A 19,664-nucleotide genomic window follows, 5' to 3' on the forward strand; every position below is an offset into this window, starting at 1 on the left:
CCCTCCCTTGAAAATCGCCTTCTTCACCGAAACCTTCCTGCCCAAGGTCGACGGTATCGTCACCCGCCTCACCAAAACGGTGAAGCATCTGGTGGACGCCGGCGATGAGGTGATGGTGTTCTGTCCGGAAGGCTGTCCGGAGGAGTACATGGGCGCCCGCCTGATCGGTGTGCCAGCGATGCCTCTGCCGCTCTACCCGGAGCTGAAGCTGGCTCTGCCGCGGCCAGCTGTCTCCGAAGCGATCGACAGCTTTGCGCCAGACCTGATTCATGTTGTCAACCCAGCGGTGCTGGGACTCGGAGGCATCTGGCTCGCCAAGACCAAATCCATCCCGCTGGTTGCCAGCTATCACACCCACCTGCCCAAGTACCTCGAGCACTACGGCATGGGCATGCTCGAGCCATTGCTCTGGGAACTGCTGAAAGCCGCCCATAACCAGGCCCTTCTGAATCTGTGCACCTCCACGGCCATGGTTCAGGAGCTGAGTGACAAGGGCATCCAGCACACGGATCTCTGGCAGCGAGGGGTGGACACCGAGCTTTTCAGCCCTGAGCTGCGCAGCAATGCAATGCGTCAACGCTTGATGGGCGATCAAGACGACCGCGGCGCACTACTGCTCTACGTGGGCCGGCTCTCGGCAGAGAAACAGATCGAGCGGATCAAACCTGTGCTCGAAGCTCTGCCCGATGCTCGTCTGGCGCTGGTCGGCGACGGACCCCACCGCCAGCAGCTGGAAAAACATTTCGAAGGCACGGCCACCACATTTGTGGGTTACCTAGCCGGTGAAGAGCTGGCAAGCGCCTATGCGAGCGGTGATGCTTTCCTCTTCCCCTCCAGCACGGAAACCCTCGGACTGGTGTTGCTGGAAGCCATGGCGGCCGGTTGCCCTGTGGTTGGAGCCAACCGCGGCGGCATTCCCGACATCATCACCGACGGCGTGAATGGCTGTCTGTATGAACCTGACGGCAACGACGGAGGTGCTGCCAGCCTGATCACAGCCACGCGTCGCCTGCTCGGCAATGACATCGAACGCCAGTCCCTGCGCAGAGCCGCCAGAGAAGAAGCAGAACGCTGGGGCTGGGCAGGCGCAACTGAACAACTGCGCGGCTACTACCGCAACGTTCTCCAGAAGCAGCAACTGAGCGCTGCCGCCTGAATCATTGCTTGCCGCGCGTGCGGTTCCAGACCTCCATCACCTTTTTGGCCATCGGCAGTGCATGCACTGATCCTCCGCCAGGTGTGTTCTGGGCAAAGGCCACGATCACGATTTTTCCCTCCGGATAGGGGGCATAGGTGGCGAACCAGGCATGGTCCGGTCCACCTGTGCTGTCTTCTGCAGTACCCGTCTTGCCTCCGGCCGGTGGAATCCCAGGACCGTTCAATCCGTAACCGGTGCCATCAGACACCACCTTGCGCAGACCCTCGCGAATCTTGTTGAGCGTGGATGGTTTGATGTCGACCTTTGTGCGCCGGGCAGGGTCAGTCCAGTCCAGCCCCTGATCAGCCAGATGGGGGGTCACCAGCCAGCCACCATTGGCGAACACCGAATAGGCCCTGGCCAACTGCAGGGGCGTGATCTGCACCACCGACTGCCCAATGGAGGCACTGGCCATGTCTTCCGGAATCCAGGGGGTCGTCCCTGGGTCAGCCCAGCCACGACCGGCCGCCGCCCAGTCTTCATCACCCACGAGGCCCACACTTTCCTCCCAACCGATCTCGATGCCGGTCTTCTGTTGGAAACCCAGGGCATCCGCCGCTTTTTTCAGTGCAAGGGATCCTGAGCCGACACCCACTTGGTAGAAAAAGGTGTTGCTGGAAAAACGCAACGCATCGGCATAGCCGATGCGGCCGAATCCGGCACCGTTGTGATCAGGGAAGCAATGACCTCCGTAAGTGATGCAGGCGGTGGTGTTAAGTTGCGTATCAGCAGGGAATTTGCCGGACTCCATGCCGGCCATCGCCGTCACGGCCTTCCAGGTGCTGCCGGGGTCATAGGCATTCATGGACCGACTGAGCAATGGCTTCTTCGGATTGGAAAACAGTGCGTCGTACTCCTTCTGGGTCGTGACGAGCTTGGAGAAGAAATTCGGGTCGAATGTGGGCTTGCTGGCAAGAGCAAGAAGGGCGCCATTGCTGGGATCCATCGCGACGATCGCACCACCGGGCTTGTCATCCAAAGCCTGCTCTGCTGCCTTCTGTAGATCCAGATCCAGCGTGAGCTTGAGGTCCTTGCCGGCAACCGAAGGCCGATCGCCGAGATGACGTTGCACCTCACCCATGGCATTCACCTCGAGCATCTGCCCACCCCAGGCGCCGCGAAGATGGGTTTCATAGGCAGCCTCCACGCCGATGCGCCCGATGCGATCTCGGATTTTGTATCCCTTTTCGGCGAGGGTCTTGTATTCCTGCTCCGTGATGGGCTGGGTGTAGCCCAGGGCATGGGCCGCCAGGGTTCCGTGGGGATAGAAGCGCAGGATGTCCACATCCACCTGGGCCCCCTTCAACCCCTGCGACTGCTCCCGGAAACGCAGAACCTGTTCCGGCTTCAGATCAGTAGCCAGATTGATGCGGTAACCGTCCCGTGCCAGTCCGCTGCCACGGCGCTGATCCAGCACGGCCGCATCAAGACTCAGCAAGCGGGCCAGACGATCGCGCAGGTCGGGCCAGCTGGCGTCGTCCACCAAGCGAGGCTCGACGTAAAGGGAATAGGTCAATTTGCTGGAGGCCAGCACCCGACCTTTGCGATCCAGCAGCCGTCCTCGTGTCGGTGAACGAGGGACAAGGCGAATGCGATTCTCATCAGCCAGTTCGCGGTAGCGGGAGCCTTCCAGCACCTGGAGCCAAACCAGGCGGGAAACCATCGCCCCACTCACCAGCAGCACGAGCCCCAGAAGCACCAATGGCTGCTGGCGCAAACCGCTCTGACGCTGACCATCCCGTTGCGAGACACCCGAACCCGCCATCCCAGTCAACTCACCTTGTCCATCAGCGCATCCAACCGCTGCAGACGCCCATCAATCCGTGCCAGGACGTCGTGCAACTGCGACGCGTCAATGTGATTCGACTCCAGACTGTCTTGCGGCGCTTCAGGCTCATCCACCTCCACCTGGACTGACATCACAGGATTTCCCAGCCCAGGGCTGATCAGATCCAAGCGTTCGCGAACTTCGCGTGCCGCGGCTTCACCCTGCTCACGCAGATCGCCAAGTGGATCATCCCCTCTGGCAACAGACTCCACGGCCTTGGCAGGACCATCGGTGCGGACGCGATCGACAAACGCCAGACCCATCGGCAGAACCTCCTGCATCAACGCCAGGCGAAGTGAATCGAGTGGTTGGCTGTCGGCCATAGAGGCGGGCCTGATGATTCAACGAAGTCCAGTCTGCTCCGAAGGGAGAACAAGTGTCGGACAGGCTGAACGAGAGGATCCCAATGACCAGCCGATCACACCGGACAGCACAACAAGCGCCACGATCGGGACCAAAGCATGATGCGTGGTCTCGAGGGCAATCCACTCAGACCAGCCACGCCAGAAACGATCACGGGCAAACCGACGCCTCTCCCGGGTTTGAAGTCGAACCCGCCTTCGGTACGACTTCTCCACCCAGCGTTCGAAGGAGCGCTTTTTGGTGATCGCCATCTTGCGCTCGACCTCAAGCAGCTGGCCTGAAGTGAGTTCAGGGTGAAACGTCCCGATCAGTTCCAGACTTTTGAGGAACATCTCCACAGCGCCATCCTTGATCTCCTGATCAGTGGGATCGAGCAGAGCCCACTCCAGCTCCGGATAAAAACGACCGCGGTTCTGCTGAATCTGATCCTCATTCAGCTGTCCAGGCTCTCGCAGCCAGCGATCCGTGTTGCTGTCGAAGCGTCGCCAGTAGAGAAACGGATTGATGTAGATGGTCTTGCCAGCAAGCTGGATGCTGTCCTGCTGGAGACGTCGCTGCAGTTGCTGGTCCTGCTGTTGGGCAGCGGTCACATCCTTGAAGCCGGGGGCCAAGGTTATCGGTGCTGGCAGCGGCCTACCAGCCCCCTGAAGGCACTCATTGACACTCTCATCCCCGCCCGACATTGAACGGCATCAAAAAGCGTTGGTTCCTTGCGAAGAACCAACGCAAAACGGGATCAGATCAACGATCGATCTGAATCAGAATTGAGCCAATGCTCTCCACTGTGTGGGAAGAAGTTTGGCCACCAGTTCAAACTGACCATTTCCCAGCGGCTTCACCACATAGGACACACCCATTGGGTCGGGATAAATGCCATCGGGCGGCATCACTCCCATGGTGACTCCCTGGAAAGGATCATCATGACCAACGAGGAATGTATTGGTACCTGAAGCCGGCATTGCCGACAGAAGTGGAGACACTCTGTTGGCATATTCCTTGTAATCCTGAGGCGTGCAATCAACACAAGGCAGGAAATTCAGATTTGAATTTTTTGTGTATTTACCAAATGCCAGTTGTGCAGTGTTGTAGGCACGGCAATAGTCGCTGGAAATCACATCACCAACAGGAATTCTTGCGGCCTTAATGCCTTTACCAATCTGCACTGCCTCTTTTTTGCCATCCGGACTCAATCGACGCTGCGTGCTGCATTCAGCGAGATTCAGATTTGGACTGACCTGATCGCCCCAATCCTTGTTGGTTCTTGCATGACGCAAATAGATCACATAGCCGCCTCGGCGAAGATCATTGGCAAGCTGCTTTGCGCCAACACGATTAATGAAATCGGTGTTTTGCTGGTCTCCAGAGATCGTCGCTGCGTTGATTTCGTAATCCTCAACAGCCGCTTTTGCCGAATGCGTATCCGTCGCGATTGACGTTGCCAGAAGACCTCCTGCAACCACAGCAGCAGAAACGGAAACACAGCGAATGTTCTTTAAGTAATTCATTGCAACAAGCAATATCATCTTGAACGTAGACATCAAGCCGCAACAGGACAAGTAAAAAAACTTACATCAACGACTGCAAAATCAGAATGGGTCAACAAGCCTCTATCAATACGAACTTGACACATTTGGCACGGATTTAGCTTACAAATGCTGGCGTCGCCCAAACAAGATTCACCCTATTTCAAAAGACCACAGTCGCAAAAGTGTCTATCTCATGATGAATAAAGTAAAAATGCAGAGATCACTCCAGACCCAGCAACTGCAAGAGGCAGGCATTCAGTCAGCGATTCTCTGGAATCGATGCACTATTCCCACTCAATCGTGCCGGGGGGCTTGCTGGTGATGTCCAGAACCACACGGTTCACACCTTTCACTTCATTGACAATGCGATTGGAAATGGTCTCCATCAGGTCATAAGGCAAGCGCGACCAGTCAGCGGTCATGCCGTCCTCACTGGACACGCATCGGAGCACAATCGGCCAGGCATAGGTGCGCTTGTCACCCATGACTCCCACCGATCGCACAGGCAACAACACAGCGAAGGCCTGCCAGATGTCGTGATACAGGCCGGCCTCCTTCACTTCCTCACGCACGATCAGGTCAGCATCACGCAAACAGTCGAGCTTCTCCGCTGTGACTTCACCAAGAATGCGAATGGCCAGACCCGGACCAGGGAAGGGGTGACGACGCACGATCTCCTCAGGAAGGCCTAGCGAGCGACCGACCTTGCGCACTTCGTCTTTGAACAGCTTGCGCAGCGGTTCCACCAACTTGAACTGAAGATCCTTGGGCAGACCACCCACGTTGTGGTGGCTCTTGATTTTCACGGCCACACGCTCACCGGTCTTGGGATCCACATTGGTTCCGGCACTCTCGATCACATCGGGATACAGCGTGCCCTGAGCCAGGTAATCAAAAGGACCGAGACGACGACTCTCCTCTTCAAACACACGAATGAATTCGGTGCCGATGATCTTGCGCTTCTGCTCAGGATCCGTGACGTCCTTGAGCTTGGTCAGGAATCGTTGCCGGGCCTTGATGTACTCAACGTGAATGTTGAACTTGCGATCGAAGAAGTCCATCAGGAATTCAGGCTCACCCTTCCGCATGAAGCCCTGGTCAATGAACATGCAGGTGAGTTGATCACCAATGGCCTTCTTGAGCAAAAAGGCCAGGGTTGAGGAATCCACGCCACCTGAGAGAGCGAGCAGCACCCTCTTCTCGCCCACCTGATTGCGAATCTGCTTGACAGCTTCCTCAATGAACGTTGCTGTCGTCCAGTCAGGCTCGCAGCCGCAGATGTGATAAACAAAATTTCGGATCATCGCCATGCCGCAGGTGGAATGCACCACCTCGGGATGAAACTGCACCCCATACAACTGACGCTGGTGGTGAGCGACGGCCGCCTCGGGAGTATTGGCCGTATGGGCAAGACGCACGAAGCCCTCCGGCAGTGCTTCCACCGAATCCCCATGACTCATCCACATCGTGGAGCCGTGATCCACATTGGTGAGCAAGTCCGTGGGATCGTCCACCTCGAGCGGTGCTTTGCCGTACTCCGCCTTACCGGTGGCTGCCACCACACGTCCGCCCAACTGCTGCACCATCAGCTGCATGCCGTAACAGACGCCGAGCACCGGAATCCCCATCGACCAGATCTGTGGATCACAGAGAGGAGCACCTTCGGCATACACAGAACTCGGGCCGCCGCTGAGGATGATCCCCTTAGGCGCGAGTTGACGCAGCTCTTCAACGGATGTGCTGTAGCCCAGCACCACAGAAAAAACCTCGGTCTCTCGGACCCGGCGAGCAATCAGTTCGGAGTACTGGGAGCCGAAATCAAGAATGACGATGGCCGGCTGACGCTGACCTTCAATCGGAACCTGGGACATCTCGCACGTAAGCCGTGGAACGGTAGGCCGCGGAAATCGGCCGCCAATGAATCAGCGTAGAGAAGGGCCTTGACCTGAATCAGCAGCCACAGGATGGAGTTGAACGCCGCAATGCCGAAGCATCAGTCGTCCTTCAGGCCCAGCCCAAAGCAACTGACGCTCGCGGTTGAACAATGCTGCCCCGACTCGCATGCCAGTACAGCCATAGCGCTTCAGATAAGCCTCACTCCGCCCTTCAACAGCCTCAGCCACGGCCATCCAGAGACCCATGGCCTGCTCGAGATCATGGGCTTGCAGCCAACCCCAGGCCTGTTCGATCGAGGCGCTTTGCAGCAGGGCGCGAATGGATTCCAGACTGAGACCCTGCTGCACGGCCAGAGCAGCCAACACCTCCAGGCGTGCATCAGCGAGGTGGTGGTGGGTATGAAAGATCCCTCCCGCCAATTTGATCAGTTTTCCGTGATATCCGAGCACGAGCAGCTCCCGCACTCCGGATTCAGCAGCAGCCACCAACAAGGGCCCGATCCAGTTGCCTGACTTCAAAAGTGGCTGCTGATCGGACAGTCCCAGCTGCTGCGCCAGATCCAAACCGTTTTCACCAATGACAAGCGTCAACCGACCTGCGAAACCGTTCTGATCCGTGAGCTGACGCAACCGCTCACGAGCCAACTGCAGCTGATCAGGGGAAGCACTGGTCTGCACCTCCGCCTGCGTGCCAATCAACGCGAGACCCTCAACCACTCCGAACGCCGAATTGCTGGTACGCAATGCCAACTCCCTTCCGCGGGGCAACACCACCTCAACCTCCAGACCGCCCACAACCGGCAACAGATCGCTGAGATTGAGCTCAAGCAACTCCCGGGCGAAACCTGAGATACACAGTGAACCGTCTTGCTCTAGCCGACCAACGCCCTCGCCAGCGTGGATCTGCAATCCCTCCCTGGAGGAACTTCGGTTCACAAGCACCCAGATCTCCAGGCCGCGGGTGAGATCCAATCCATCACCGGGATCGCAGATGCTGATCGCCAGTGCCTTCTGACCGCCATCCAGCAGTGACGCCGCATGCAGCTCCACACGACGCAGCCCCTGTTCAGCAGGAATCCTGAGGTCAATGCTCGAAGGCGCTGCGGATCCACCCAGAACAAGCGCCGCAGCGCGCGCCGCAGCCGCCACCCAAACAGGCAGGGTCAGCCCGGAGCCTCCATCGGCAGATGTTGTGGCGATGGGGAACCCCGCAGATCGTTTTTTAGGATGAACGATTGGCACCCATCGAGCCCGTGCAGGACAAGCTCACCCTGATGATCCCGGGACCCACCCCGGTGCCCGAAACAGTGCTCAAGGCCATGGGCCGCCACCCGATTGGCCATCGCAGCGGCGAGTTCCAGGCCGTGGTGGAACGCACCAATGCACAGCTGCGCTGGCTGCATCAAACCAGCAGCGATGTGCTCGTCATCACCGGTAGCGGCACTGCCGCCATGGAGGCGGGCATCATCAACACACTCAGCCGCGGAGACAAGGTTCTCTGTGGTGACAATGGCAAGTTCGGCGAACGCTGGGTGAAAGTGGCACAGGCCTACGGCCTGGATGTGGAAGTGATCAAAGCCGAGTGGGGTCAACCGCTCAATCCGGACACATTTCGCAGCGCACTGGAAGCTGACACGGCCAAATCAATCAAGGCAGTGATCCTCACCCACTCCGAAACCTCCACCGGAGTGATCAATGACCTGGAAACCATCAGCGGCCATGTCAAAACCCATGGCACGGCTCTGACCATTGCGGACTGCGTCACAAGCCTTGGAGCTGCCGACGTGCCGATGGATGCCTGGGGCCTGGATGTCGTCGCCTCCGGCTCCCAAAAGGGCTACATGATGCCCCCCGGCCTGAGCTTCGTTGCCATGAGCGATCGAGCCTGGAAGGCCTACGAACACTCCGATCTCCCGAAGTTCTACCTGGACCTTGGCCCTTATCGGAAAACAGCCGCCAAGAACAGCAACCCCTTCACCCCGGCAGTGAATCTCTACTTCGCACTGGAAGCAGCGCTGGAGATGATGCAAATCGAAGGCTTGGAGGCCATTTTTGTTCGCCATTCCAGGCATCGGGCAGCCTCCCATGCAGCCATGAAGGCGATTGGTTTGCCTCTGTTTGCCGCGGAAGGGTATGGCAGTCCTGCGATCACCGCTGTGGCACCCGATGGCGTTGATGCCGAACAACTACGCAAGGCTGTCAAAGACCGCTACGACATCCTGCTCGCCGGCGGTCAGGATCATCTCAAGGGCAAAGTCTTCCGGATCGGACACCTTGGATTTGTTTGCGACAGAGACGTGCTGACGGCAGTGGCAGCAATCGAATCAGTTCTGCAATCACTCGGCCTCCACAAGGGCACGATGGGCACTGGATTGAGTGCAGCTTCAGAAATTTTGAGTCAGTGAAAAGCGAATATTACTGTCAAGAAGTTTCCAGCATGAGCTAGAATATTCGGATGCGGGTGTAATTCAGCGGTAGAATGTCAGCTTCCCAAGCTGAACGTCGCCGGTTCAAATCCGGTCACCCGCTTTCATTCATTGATCAATAATAATCTTTTTAACTTCGATTGCCCCAGCTGGATGTTGAAGCCCTGGGCTTAATCAGTTGTACAACCTGTGGGCCGACGCTTCCAGCTCTGCGTTCATGGTTGAGAGCCTTCAAGATCAATTGGGCGGATCCAGCAGTATTTCCTTCGCTTGCCTGAGCGCGCGCCTGATCAAACCACTGACGTGCACGAGTTAGCAGCTGCTCTCGGTCAGGCTCTACGGATTGAAGAGGTACAGCAGATTTCAACAACGCCGTCAAAGCGACAATGGAATAATTGCACAAATAATATCAAACGATCGCGGAAAATATCAATTCACAAAAACGCGAGGATGCCGAATATATGAACTCAGGCTTTTCACATCTCAATCCCGTTTCATTGCGATGCGAGCAATCACAACTCAAGTGCCTGGTTCTTCGATATTGCCGCCCAGGTCTGCGATCTGAGCACGCAACTGATCAGATCTTGATTGATCACCTCGGGTAATGGCTACGGCTAGGGCAAATTCAAGCTTTTCAAGCTGATGACCGCCCTCAAAGAAACCGCTGCAGCTCGAAGATGACAATCCGGGTGAACCTGGAGCGTGAGTACAACGGCTGATACCGGTCTTGCGAGGACCGGAGGTTGAGAAAGTGGTGGGTGCCATGGTCAGCTTTCTTTTCATTTTGCCACCTGTGACCAGCTTTATGCAGCTTCAGCCTCGTATTCAGACTCACTCGCCGAAGGCTGAGACAACACTGCTGCCGAGTCGGAAACCGCAGCCGAACTCAGCTCAGTGCTGTTGAGCAACTCCTGGCAATCGAGCAGAAGTTGGTCCACATCATCGAGGCGCTGCCGTTCTTCAGCAGGCATGGTTTCCGCCTCGCTGCGCTGCTGACGCACCTGCAGCTCCAGACTCTCCAGCCGCTGTTCAAGCTTCACCAAACGCTGCGACAAAGCGTTGAGCATCTGGGCGACATCTTCCGCCGTACGAGTGATGCGGAAGGACACGGACTGAGTCATCCGAAGACAGGCGAGTGCTGGCCTGATGACAACACATGAGTGGCCAACTCTCAAGAGCAGTGCAACAGGGCCATCCCGCTCTGGCTTCAAACTGAGAGATCTGCTGCCTGCGGGTGCCATGCCTTCTCTGATGACCCTGCTGGTGTATGCCCTGGCCGGAACTGGTATGGGACTGCTCGCCATGAAAACTGGGATTCCTGCAGCACCGCTTGCGGGCGCACTGATCGGTGCGGCAATCGTGAGCATGAGCGGACGTCTTGAGATGGCCGAATGGCCGGCGGGTACACGCACCGCTCTTCAGATCGGAATCGGGACTGTGATCGGCACCGGACTGACACGAACATCTCTTGAGCAGCTGCAGCATCTCTGGAAGCCTGCGGTGCTGATCACTCTCACGTTGGTGATGACAGGCCTGGTGATTGGTCTCTGGACCAGTCGTCTGCTTGGGGTTGATCCACTCATCACCCTGCTGGGAGCAGCGCCTGGTGGAATCAGCGGCATGAGCCTGGTCGGCGAGGATTACGGCGTTGGCGCTGCTGTTGCGGCGCTGCATGCCGTGCGACTGATCACCGTGCTTCTGGTCCTGCCACTGGTGGTGAAACTGCTCACCCCTCTCGGACTGGGAAATTCCTGATTCCCCTCTGGACAGCCAAACACGAGCCGATACGTTGACGCAGACCGCCTTCTCTGTCCATCAATGGCCAGCCTCCGCACCCGCCTTGCCGTCCTGCTGCCTCTGGCGGGCATGCTGCTCGCAGCTGCACCTGTTGAGGCAGCCAGCACCGACTCCAAAAAAGGCGCTCAGGTTTATTGCTACATGCGCAGCAACGGCAATGATCACGCAGTGAGCTTCGAAGCCTCCTATGCCTTGATCAAGCGGCAAAGCAGTGGGGTGTTCAAGACATCTCCGGAGCATGCGGCCGTGATGATCACCGAAACCGTGGTGGAGGAACCCGGTAGCTACCCGGATTGCGGTCGGTATCTTGGCGATCTGTTTGGAGGCAAAAGCTCCAAGAAGTCCTCAAGCACAACCAGTGAGAGCACAATCACCAGCAGTGGTTCTACCAGTGAAGCTTCAACGGACTGGGATGCTGATGATCGATACAGCTACTGAAACCCTTGTCATTGCGTAGGCCTGCGAAAGCCGATTGGCGGTCCAGATGGCCGCAGTCGGCTCTCCTGATCGGTGTTCTGCTGCTCACGATTCAGGCCTGCAAGAACGCCGAAAGCCCTCAAGCTGCATCACCAGATCCCCAGCTGAAAGCTTCCAGTTGCCTTGAAAACATCAACCTGGAGAGGCTGGACCAGGCTCTGGAGTATTGCGATGCGGTTGTGGCGAGTCACCCTGACAATCCAGTGCCGCTGACCGACAGGTCACTGATCCAGACACTGATGGGGCGTGACGACGAGGCCTGCGCTGATGTGATCCAGGCCATCTCCATGCTCAACGGCCGGAACCAATCCAGAGATCCTCTGCTCCAGCATGAGCTGGAGGTCCGTCAGCAATCCTGCAAACAACGGGCCACCATGGCCGGCAACGGCTGACGCTCCACGCTGATGCGACGCGGGCCCAGCAGCAACTCAATCTTGTCTGCTTTGCTCGCCACCAGGCCATCCACCAGTTGATCGGCCAAACCAAGCTGAAGCCAATGGCTGGTCAGCCCACCGTCCATGCCGATGCGGTGGCAGCGATCCTCAGCCTGGTCAACATCGCCCGGAGTCCAAGGCCGCTCCAGAAGCACAACCTGACGTGCCCGATGCAGTGTGAATCCCAACCCTCCGCAGCCATAGGTCGCCAAAAGCAGGTCGGTTCCACCAGCCTGAAAATGATCGACCGCAGCCTGTCGCTGTTCCGGTTTTTGCCGTCCGGTTAACAGTTCACCACCCAACCGCTCCTGCAGGAGCTGCAGCGGTGACACGAAGGAGCTGAACAGAACGATCGCCTGACCATCAGCACGCAACTGCTCCACAAGCGCCTGAGCAGCAGGAAGCTTGAATTCGGCCGCAATCATGCGCAGGGAGGTGAGCACGGCCAGTGATTCAGCATCCGAACGCACTTCACCGAGCTGCACACGTCGGCGATAGTCCTCCACCACAAGACGCAGGCGGTGATCGAATCCGAGTGCCTGATCGGCAGCCAGTGCAATGCCATGGCAGCGGCGCTGCTTGGCGGGCAGACCCAGCACCTGCTGCTTGCGTCGATGCAGAACCAAGGGTCGGGTGAGGCGCCGCAGTTCCTCCAGACGACTTGCACCATCGGCACGCCAGCATCGCCGACCACCCTGTTCAGTCCAGTGTCCTTGGCAAAAGATCTCCTCAAAGGAACGCTGATCGCGAGCCAGTGGATGATCCATGGCCGCCAGCAGCGGAAAGAACTGAATCGGTCGACCATTGCGGATGGGTGTGCCCGTGAGCATCCACACCGCCCGCAGGCGCGGATGGCGGGCCAGGCGCAACAGGGCCTGGGTCCGCTGAGCCTGAAGCGACTGGGCGTAATGCGCTTCATCAACCACCAGAAGTGTCCCGGCTTCAGGAAGGTCGGCCGGCAACCGGGCCCAGCTGTGCAGGGTGCAGTCGAGATCGAGCGACTTCACTTCCCGCTGCCAGTGCGGGTGAAGTCCCACGGGAGCAATCACCATCAAGCGCAGAGGCACGGCACGCATCAGTGCGCGAGCCGCCAGCAGCGACGTCAGCGTCTTTCCCAGACCCATCTCATCAGCAAGCAAGGCTCCGCGGCGTGCCAGCAGCCATCGAGCACCCGACCGTTGATGAGGCAGCGGTACACGGCCATCAGCTAAAGGCTGATCCAGGTCGGCACTGGCCATCAGCTCGCGGTGACGAGGAAGGGGTGGCAGTGGATGACGGTGCCAGTCCAGCCAACGCACCAGTTCGTCGTCAACCTGAAAACGTGAACCCAAACGGTCGAGCAGACACTCAGCTGCGGCCAGTGGAAATTCCCAGCCATGCTGCGAGCCTTTCCAGAGTCCGCGAGGCCTGATCCGGCCCATCTGCGCATGGGTGACGGCATCAAAGGGGTAGGTGACCCTCACCAGTCCTGAAGGGGTCAGCCCCAGGCTGCAGCAGGACGTTGATGATGCCGTAGCGACAATTCAGCAAATGCAATTGTATTGCTTCTTGTGATCACCACAAGAGGCTTGAGGCTCAAAGATCACACTTCAAAAAGTGCCAAAAATGCAGCCAAGAACACATTGACGAACCCAGAGAAAGCGCCAGAATTCTTTCAACCGAATCATTCGGATGCATAACAGGGACGCGGTTTTCCTTGAAGATCTATGCCCCAAACTGCGAGTCCGAAGATGGCGTCAATCGCTACATACTTACACCGGCAAGAGCTGTATTTACTGCGGAAAACAATCTGAATCCATCGACCATATTCTTCCAAGAGCCAAGGGTGGTTTAAGCATTACTGAAAACTGCGTTCCAGCCTGCCTCTCTTGCAATGGGCATAAATCTGATTCCGATGTTTTTCATTGGTATCGACGTCAGCGCTTCTACGATCCGCGACGAGCCATGGCGATTCGTGCCTGGATGGATGGCGATTTGCGTCTTGCCCTGAGACTTCTGCAGTGGGCTCAACCTGAGCTGAATCAAATCACCAATGCATCAATGGCACCTGATGCATCACTCAACACTCAGAGGCGTCAGGACTGGGGCCTCGAGGCTGCCTGAATCGACTCGAGCGGATGCCTGAATCACCAGACTCTGCAAGCCTCAGCTGAATGATGCTGCTGACAGATTGAGGCCTGCTGTTCAGGCTGCTCGGGTGCCAGCACAAAGGCCGCACTCACCAACACGGAGGCGAAGACGGTTGCCGCCAAGCGACGCAGAGCAGTGCTCTCGCCAGTTGGCATGGCCATGCTGCGATTGCCGGCACTTCGAGGCAGCATGGAGACCTGAGACGACATCAGGGGAAGACAGGAACTGGTCACGGCCGCATTGTCACTAATACGTTTGTACTCATGACCGAATCACTTGTCAACCGTTGCCGATCACTGCCCGCTGGTTCCACGTTGTGCATCCTTGGAGCCGGCTTCAGTGGACGTCGGCTGGCTGCACTGGCCGAAGCCCTGAACATCAGAGTGCTCACGACCCGCAGAAACCCCGATCCCGAGAGCAGAGATCTACGGTTTGACACGGCCCAAAACGTGCTGCCAACGGACGCCGAGCTGGATGGTGTGACCCATCTGCTGAGCACCATCCCCCCAGGACAGGATCAGAGCGACCCTGTGTTGCAGACACTGGGGCCTCAGCTCAGGCAACTGCCCCTTCGCTGGGCTGGCTATCTGTCCACCACAGGCGTCTACGGCGACACAGAAGGGGCCTGGGTGAGCGAGGCGGATGCACCGCAACCGGGTCAGGATCGCAGTCGCAGGCGTCTGAGCTGTGAACAGGAGTGGCTGAACAGCGGTCTGCCGGTGCAGATTCTGCGGTTACCGGGGATCTACGGACCGGGTCGCTCACCCCTTGGGGCGGTGAAGGCCGGCACCCTGAAACCTGTCCACAAACCGGGCCAGGTGTTCTGCCGGGTGCACGTCGATGACATCGCCGCGGCCTGCCTGCACTTGATGCACTGCTCTGCCGCAGGACAGCACCCTCCCGTTGTGAACCTCTGTGATCATGAGCCCGCTCCAAGTCATGTGATGCAGCGCCATGCCGCAGACCTTTTGAACTGCGACCTGCCGGAGACTCGCAATTACACGGATGCTGAAGCTGACATGAGCGCCATGGCCCGAAGCTTCTGGGCTGAAAACCGCAGAGTGAGCAACGATCTTCTCTGCAAGACACTTGGCTACAACATGGTTTATCCCAACTTCCGCAGCGGGCTTGCCCACTGCCTGGAAGCGGAAAGACTCATGGGGAATCCGAGTCGGAGCGCTTCGGACTGAGCAGAGGAACCTGATCCAGCTTCAAGGGCTGATCAGGATCGATGAAGGTCAGACCTGCATCATGCAGAAATCGACTCCACTGAACTTCCAGCCATCCCTCCCGAAGCGCCGTTCCCAGGCCGTAGAGCAACAGGCCGATCACCAGCCAACGCAGCATGACCTCATCCATCGAATGCCATGACGCTAAGCAGCGCCTTGTGATCGCACTCGGTGATCCTGCTGGGATCGGCATGGAAGTCACGCTGAAAGCCCTGGCTGATCCCAGGCGGCCAGCGGACATGCCGATCCCTCTGCTGGTCGGCTGCAGGGCCAGCCTGCAGAAGACCGCTGACCAGCTCAGACTGTGCTCGCAGGATCCCATTGCAGATCCAGATGCATTGAGCATTGAAGATTTACCCGTACCCGGAGGGCCTCTCGAGCCTGGCGACGCAGGAGCAACAAGTGGAGAAGCCGGTTTCCGATGGCTGAGCAGAGCTGTGGAGCTGGTCAAACAGCAACAAGCACGGGCACTGGTGACCGCACCGATCGCGAAACATGCCTGGCATCAAGCCGGACATCGCTATCCCGGTCAGACCGAACGTCTGGCGGAACTGGATGGATGTAACAGTGCCTCCATGCTGTTCACGGCTGTCTCTCCGGCAACCGGATGGAGGCTGAACACTTTGCTGGCCACCACACACATCCCACTCGGACAGGTTTCAGAGGTTCTCACAGCGGATCTGGTTGAACGCAAGCTCGATGAACTGGCAGGGTTCTGCCTGCGCTTCAATCACGCTCCTCAATTGCTTGTGGCCGGCCTCAACCCGCATGCCGGAGAGCAGGGACAACTGGGAGGTGAAGAGCAGCAGTGGCTGAACCCGCTACTAAAGCGCTGGGCGAACGAGCATCCTGACGTGCAACTGAGAGGCCCCCTCCCTCCAGACACCTGCTGGTTGAGTGCTGCTGAAGCCTGGAGCAACAGTGCCGGTCAGGTCGGACCTGATGGAATCCTGGCTTTGTATCACGATCAGGGCCTGATTCCGGTGAAGTTGCTGGCCTTCGATCAGGCCGTGAACACAACCCTGGGTTTGTCTTTTCTGCGAACCTCCCCCGACCACGGCACCGGATTCGACATCGCCGGTCAAGGCGTGGCAAGAGGAACAAGCATGCTCGCCGCCATTCAGGCGGCCTGGGAACTCAGCCGGGCTTGACGCGCATCAGCACCTGACCGAATTCCACAGGGGTGCCGTTATCCACAAGGATTTCAACCACTTCGCCCGCGACCTCCGCCTCGAGCTCGTTCATGAGCTTCATGGCTTCAAGAATGCAGATTGTCTGACCGGCATTGATCCGATTGCCGATCTCCACGAAGGGGGCTTCACCTGGGGCAGGAGCGGTGTAGAAGGTGCCGACCATGGGTGCCGTGACATCGACCAGATCAGAACGGGAACCCGCCGCCGCAGGTGGAGCCGCTGGAGCCGATTCCCCCTGAGCAGGAACATCAACAACTTGGACCGGTGCTGAAGCCTGAGCTACAGGGACCACAGGGGGAGCCACGGCTGTCACCGGCAGGTTGCGACGGACTTCCAGGCGGAAGTCGTCGCCTTCAAGGCGGAACTCCTGGATATCGCTCTCACAGAGGGCGTCCAAAAGCTTGTGCAGTTGATCGTGATCGAGTTGCATCGTCAGCTGCTCTCCCGACCCAGATAGGAATCATTGCGCGTGTCCACCTTGATCTTCTCGCCAATCGAGAGGAACAAAGGAACCATCACCTGAGCACCAGTTTCAAGGATCGCAGGCTTGGTTCCACCGGTGGCGGTGTCGCCTTTCACTCCAGGATCGGTCTGGGATATCTCCAGAACAACGGAGTTCGGTAATTCCACTTCAAGGGGCTTCTCGTTCCACGAGACCACACTCACTTCCATCCCCTCCTTGAGGTACTTGCGGCTGTCACCGATCTGCTGAGCAGTGAGGCGAGTTTCCTCATAGCTCGACATGTCCATGAAGACATAGTCCTCACCTTCCATATAGGTGTGCTGGAGAGTGGCTTTCTCCAGCATCGCCTGAGGAACCATCTCTCCGGCACGGAAGGTTTTGTCAACAACGCTTCCGGTCTGAACGGCCTTGAGCTTGGTGCGAACGAAGGCCGAGCCTTTGCCAGGCTTCACGTGCAGGAACTCGACCACGCGCCAAACGGCACCGTCGAGCTCAATCGTGGTGCCGGTGCGAAAGTCGTTGCTGGAGATCATTCCCGCCGAACGGTTCAGGGGATCATACGGCTGTGCCAAAGTCCTTTCAGCACCTGGGGTTCTCCTTGGCGATTCGGTTGGGATTTCAGCGGTTTAGAGCATGGCTGATCAGCCTGCTGATCATGGTTGGCCTGGCCTGGACACCGCCGGCCTGGGCAGGACTTCCTCAGGGAAATGCCGTACAGGATCCGACGGCGATCCTGCGTGATTCCCTGCCTATGAATCAGGAAGATCTTCGCGATCTTCAGCACCTGCTCGAATACACCAGTGATGATCTGCGTGCCAAGCGCTGGAGTGCTCTCGGACGTGGCCTCAAGCGCACTCAGTCCCTGCTGAGCAACAAGAGGGACGCGATCGTCACAGCAATTCCAAGCGACGATCAAGCGAAGGCCGACCAAATCCTTGATGCCGTGTCCGACAACCTCAACGTTCTGCAGGAACGCGTTGAAGACAAAGACAAAGCTGGGTTTATTCAGTCGCGCCGCCAGACCCTCAGCAAGATCGGTGACCTTGAATCACTGCTGATTGATGACCGGCTACCTGATATCCCAGCGGAATTCGACGACCTGCCGCGGCTGGCAGGCCGAGCCACCGTTGTGATCGAAACCACCGAAGGCGATCTCACCGCTGTGGTGGATGGTTACAACGCACCGCTGACTGCGGGTGCATTCATTGATCTCAGCCTGAAGGGCTTCTACGACGGACTGCCCTTCAACCGAGCAGAAGATTTCTACATCCTGCAAAGCGGCGATCCCAAAGGACCTGACATTGGTTATGTGGATCCAAAAACCAAGCAGGAACGTCACGTGCCCTTGGAAATCCGTGTGCCCGATGAACCGGAAACCCTCTACAACCAGACGTTCGAAGACGTCGGCATGTTCAAAGCCACTCCGGTGCTTCCCTTTGCGACCCTTGGAACGCTGGGTTGGGCACACTCCGATCAGGCGCTTGATGACGGCTCATCCCAGTTCTTTCTGTTTCTCTACGAGGCGGAGCTGACACCAGCAGGGCTGAATCTGGTTGACGGGCGCAATGCAGCCTTCGGCTATGTCGTTGATGGATTCGATGTGCTCGAGGAGCTGGGTGTCAACGACGAGATCAAACGGATCAAAGTCGTCCAAGGTGCCGATCGACTCCAGCAACACGCCTGAGCTCCGTGACGGTCACGCTGGCGGGGCTTGGTGAAGCGGAGCTGCTCAGGCGACTGGCTCGCTTTGCTCCACCTGGCCAGCTGGCTGATGACACCTGCACCCTGGCCGCCGACACCCGGCAGCTGCTGGTGAACACCGACGTGCTTGTGGATGACATTCACTTCAGTGACAGCACCACAAGCCCAGCGGATGTGGGCTGGCGGGCCGTGGCAACCAACCTGTCGGATCTGGCAGCCAGCGGCGCCGTTGCTGTGGATGGGATCACAGTGGCGCTGGTGGCACCGGGAAGCACTCCATGGAGCTGGGTTGAGGATCTCTACCGCGGGATTGGCGAAGCGCTCAACTGCTACGGAGGCATCCTGCTGGGAGGAGACTGCTCCGCAGGCAGACAAAGACTGATCTCGGTCACCGCACTCGGTCGACTCGGCCCTTTACGCCTTCATCGTGGTGATGCCTGTCCAGGCGACTGGCTCGTCACCAGCGGACCCCATGGTCTGAGCCGTTTAGGGCTAGCACTGCTTCAAAGTGACCCGACTCTGGATGGCACCAGTGCACTGACGGAAGCGCTTCATCACCAGGCCACCAGCCAACATCGCCGCCCCAGACCCAGACTGGATGCCTTGAACACGCTGCTTGAGACCAAACCTGAAGACCTGCCCTGGAGAGCGGCCGGCACAGACAGCAGTGACGGCCTCCTGGCGGCAGTGAGGGCTCTTTGCAACAGCAGTGAGTGCGGAGCTCAACTGACCCATGAGTGGCTTCCGCGAGCGGAAGGCTGGCCCGCTGGAGAACTCTGGGATCAATGGTGCCTGAACGGTGGCGAGGATTTTGAATTGGTGCTGAGTCTCCCGGCCAACTGGGCCCAACGCTGGCTTGAACATCAACCTCACAGCCGGCGCATCGGCTGCATCACTGCCGAGAGCAATCAGATCGTATGGAGTGAGACCAAAGGTCCTGTAACCGCTGCAGAGTTTGATCACTTCGGCTCTGCGTTGAATGGTGCATGACCAAAAAAAATCCC

At 58.1% G+C, this 19,664-nt stretch carries 23 protein-coding genes and 1 tRNA gene; 11 read left to right on the forward strand and 13 right to left on the reverse strand.

Going from position 1 to position 19,664, the window contains the following annotated elements; all coding sequences use genetic code 11:
* Positions 1-7: 7 nt before the first annotated feature.
* Positions 8-1,156, forward strand: coding sequence for a glycosyltransferase family 4 protein (locus AC6EI9_RS10070; RefSeq protein WP_498467646.1), 1,149 nt, complete (start codon positions 8-10; stop codon positions 1,154-1,156).
* 1 nt (position 1,157) lies between these two features.
* On the opposite strand, the gene mrdA is transcribed toward AC6EI9_RS10070, so the two are convergent.
* The 6 genes from mrdA to cbiD all read right to left on the reverse strand — a co-directional run bounded on the left by mrdA (position 1,158) and on the right by cbiD (position 8,010).
* Positions 1,158-2,963, reverse strand: coding sequence for a penicillin-binding protein 2 (mrdA, locus tag AC6EI9_RS10075; RefSeq protein WP_498467647.1), 1,806 nt, complete (start codon positions 2,961-2,963; stop codon positions 1,158-1,160).
* A 5-nt stretch (positions 2,964-2,968) separates the two neighbouring features.
* Positions 2,969-3,349, reverse strand: a complete 381-nt coding sequence (locus AC6EI9_RS10080) for a hypothetical protein (protein WP_498467648.1) — start codon at positions 3,347-3,349, stop codon at positions 2,969-2,971.
* An 18-nt stretch (positions 3,350-3,367) separates the two neighbouring features.
* On the reverse strand, positions 3,368-3,979 hold the full coding sequence (locus tag AC6EI9_RS10085; protein WP_498470011.1) for a DUF8672 family protein: 612 nt from the start codon (positions 3,977-3,979) through the stop codon (positions 3,368-3,370).
* 168 nt (positions 3,980-4,147) lie between these two features.
* Positions 4,148-4,945, reverse strand: a complete 798-nt coding sequence (locus AC6EI9_RS10090) for a histidine phosphatase family protein (protein WP_498467649.1) — start codon at positions 4,943-4,945, stop codon at positions 4,148-4,150.
* A 254-nt stretch (positions 4,946-5,199) separates the two neighbouring features.
* Positions 5,200-6,786, reverse strand: coding sequence for a glutamine-hydrolyzing GMP synthase (gene guaA / locus AC6EI9_RS10095; RefSeq protein ID WP_498467650.1), 1,587 nt, complete (start codon positions 6,784-6,786; stop codon positions 5,200-5,202).
* A 51-nt stretch (positions 6,787-6,837) separates the two neighbouring features.
* Positions 6,838-8,010, reverse strand: coding sequence for a cobalt-precorrin-5B (C(1))-methyltransferase CbiD (cbiD, locus tag AC6EI9_RS10100; RefSeq protein WP_498470012.1), 1,173 nt, complete (start codon positions 8,008-8,010; stop codon positions 6,838-6,840).
* A 53-nt stretch (positions 8,011-8,063) separates the two neighbouring features.
* On the opposite strand from cbiD, the gene AC6EI9_RS10105 reads away from it, so the two are divergent.
* Together AC6EI9_RS10105 and AC6EI9_RS10110 are read left to right on the forward strand one after the other, a co-directional pair.
* Complete coding sequence (locus tag AC6EI9_RS10105) at positions 8,064-9,215, forward strand: pyridoxal-phosphate-dependent aminotransferase family protein (protein ID WP_498470014.1); 1,152 nt, start codon at positions 8,064-8,066, stop codon at positions 9,213-9,215.
* Between the two features lie 52 nt (positions 9,216-9,267).
* Positions 9,268-9,339 (forward strand) — tRNA-Gly (locus AC6EI9_RS10110).
* Positions 9,340-9,755: 416 nt separating this feature from the next.
* Here AC6EI9_RS10110 and AC6EI9_RS10115 read toward each other — a convergent pair.
* Positions 9,756-10,001: a DUF8683 family protein gene (locus tag AC6EI9_RS10115; protein WP_498467651.1), complete on the reverse strand. Its 246-nt coding sequence runs from the start codon at positions 9,999-10,001 to the stop codon at positions 9,756-9,758.
* Positions 10,002-10,039: 38 nt separating this feature from the next.
* Positions 10,040-10,357: a chemotaxis protein gene (locus AC6EI9_RS10120; RefSeq protein ID WP_498467652.1), complete on the reverse strand. Its 318-nt coding sequence runs from the start codon at positions 10,355-10,357 to the stop codon at positions 10,040-10,042.
* Positions 10,358-10,475: 118 nt separating this feature from the next.
* Here AC6EI9_RS10120 and AC6EI9_RS10125 point away from each other — a divergent pair, with 118 nt between their 5' ends.
* The 3 genes from AC6EI9_RS10125 to AC6EI9_RS10135 all read left to right on the forward strand — a co-directional run bounded on the left by AC6EI9_RS10125 (position 10,476) and on the right by AC6EI9_RS10135 (position 11,902).
* On the forward strand, positions 10,476-10,991 hold the full coding sequence (locus AC6EI9_RS10125) for an AbrB family transcriptional regulator (RefSeq protein WP_498470015.1): 516 nt from the start codon (positions 10,476-10,478) through the stop codon (positions 10,989-10,991).
* A gap of 63 nt (positions 10,992-11,054) precedes the next feature.
* Positions 11,055-11,471: a DUF6554 family protein gene (locus AC6EI9_RS10130; RefSeq protein ID WP_498467653.1), complete on the forward strand. Its 417-nt coding sequence runs from the start codon at positions 11,055-11,057 to the stop codon at positions 11,469-11,471.
* A 5-nt stretch (positions 11,472-11,476) separates the two neighbouring features.
* Positions 11,477-11,902: a hypothetical protein gene (locus AC6EI9_RS10135; protein ID WP_498467654.1), complete on the forward strand. Its 426-nt coding sequence runs from the start codon at positions 11,477-11,479 to the stop codon at positions 11,900-11,902.
* On the opposite strand, the gene AC6EI9_RS10140 is transcribed toward AC6EI9_RS10135, so the two are convergent.
* Positions 11,857-13,365, reverse strand: coding sequence for a DEAD/DEAH box helicase (locus AC6EI9_RS10140; RefSeq protein WP_498470017.1), 1,509 nt, complete (start codon positions 13,363-13,365; stop codon positions 11,857-11,859). The genes AC6EI9_RS10135 and AC6EI9_RS10140 overlap by 46 nt on opposite strands.
* Positions 13,366-13,615: 250 nt before the next feature.
* Between AC6EI9_RS10140 and AC6EI9_RS10145 the strand changes: the two genes are divergently transcribed.
* Positions 13,616-14,047 carry an HNH endonuclease gene (locus AC6EI9_RS10145; protein ID WP_498467655.1) on the forward strand — a complete coding sequence of 144 codons (432 nt, stop codon included), beginning with the start codon at positions 13,616-13,618 and terminating at the stop codon, positions 14,045-14,047.
* A gap of 23 nt (positions 14,048-14,070) precedes the next feature.
* On the opposite strand, the gene AC6EI9_RS10150 is transcribed toward AC6EI9_RS10145, so the two are convergent.
* Positions 14,071-14,307, reverse strand: coding sequence for a serine protease inhibitor (locus AC6EI9_RS10150; RefSeq protein WP_498467656.1), 237 nt, complete (start codon positions 14,305-14,307; stop codon positions 14,071-14,073).
* 30 nt (positions 14,308-14,337) lie between these two features.
* Between AC6EI9_RS10150 and AC6EI9_RS10155 the strand changes: the two genes are divergently transcribed.
* A complete protein-coding gene (locus AC6EI9_RS10155; RefSeq protein WP_498467657.1) occupies positions 14,338-15,264 on the forward strand; it encodes an SDR family oxidoreductase in 927 nt (308 codons plus the stop codon).
* Here the strand turns inward: AC6EI9_RS10155 and AC6EI9_RS10160 are convergent.
* The gene (locus tag AC6EI9_RS10160) at positions 15,230-15,433 is read right to left on the reverse strand and encodes a 4-hydroxythreonine-4-phosphate dehydrogenase (protein WP_498467658.1); all 204 of its coding nucleotides are present in this window, start codon (positions 15,431-15,433) and stop codon (positions 15,230-15,232) included. The two genes, AC6EI9_RS10155 and AC6EI9_RS10160, sit on opposite strands and share 35 nt — an antisense overlap.
* Here AC6EI9_RS10160 and pdxA point away from each other — a divergent pair.
* The gene (gene pdxA, locus AC6EI9_RS10165) at positions 15,420-16,454 is read left to right on the forward strand and encodes a 4-hydroxythreonine-4-phosphate dehydrogenase PdxA (protein ID WP_498467659.1); all 1,035 of its coding nucleotides are present in this window, start codon (positions 15,420-15,422) and stop codon (positions 16,452-16,454) included. The two genes, AC6EI9_RS10160 and pdxA, sit on opposite strands and share 14 nt — an antisense overlap.
* Here pdxA and accB read toward each other — a convergent pair.
* Both accB and efp read right to left on the reverse strand, forming a co-directional pair.
* The gene (accB, locus tag AC6EI9_RS10170) at positions 16,441-16,926 is read right to left on the reverse strand and encodes an acetyl-CoA carboxylase biotin carboxyl carrier protein (protein WP_498467660.1); all 486 of its coding nucleotides are present in this window, start codon (positions 16,924-16,926) and stop codon (positions 16,441-16,443) included. The two genes, pdxA and accB, sit on opposite strands and share 14 nt — an antisense overlap.
* A 2-nt stretch (positions 16,927-16,928) precedes the next feature.
* The gene (gene efp, locus AC6EI9_RS10175) at positions 16,929-17,492 is read right to left on the reverse strand and encodes an elongation factor P (RefSeq protein WP_498470018.1); all 564 of its coding nucleotides are present in this window, start codon (positions 17,490-17,492) and stop codon (positions 16,929-16,931) included.
* A 32-nt stretch (positions 17,493-17,524) separates the two neighbouring features.
* Between efp and AC6EI9_RS10180 the strand changes: the two genes are divergently transcribed.
* Positions 17,525-18,643: a peptidylprolyl isomerase gene (locus AC6EI9_RS10180; protein WP_498467661.1), complete on the forward strand. Its 1,119-nt coding sequence runs from the start codon at positions 17,525-17,527 to the stop codon at positions 18,641-18,643.
* 5 nt (positions 18,644-18,648) lie between these two features.
* Positions 18,649-19,650, forward strand: a complete 1,002-nt coding sequence (thiL, locus tag AC6EI9_RS10185; RefSeq protein ID WP_498467662.1) for a thiamine-phosphate kinase — start codon at positions 18,649-18,651, stop codon at positions 19,648-19,650.
* Positions 19,651-19,664 lie beyond the last annotated feature (14 nt).

It is taken from the genome of Synechococcus sp. MIT2312 (assembly GCF_059772315.1).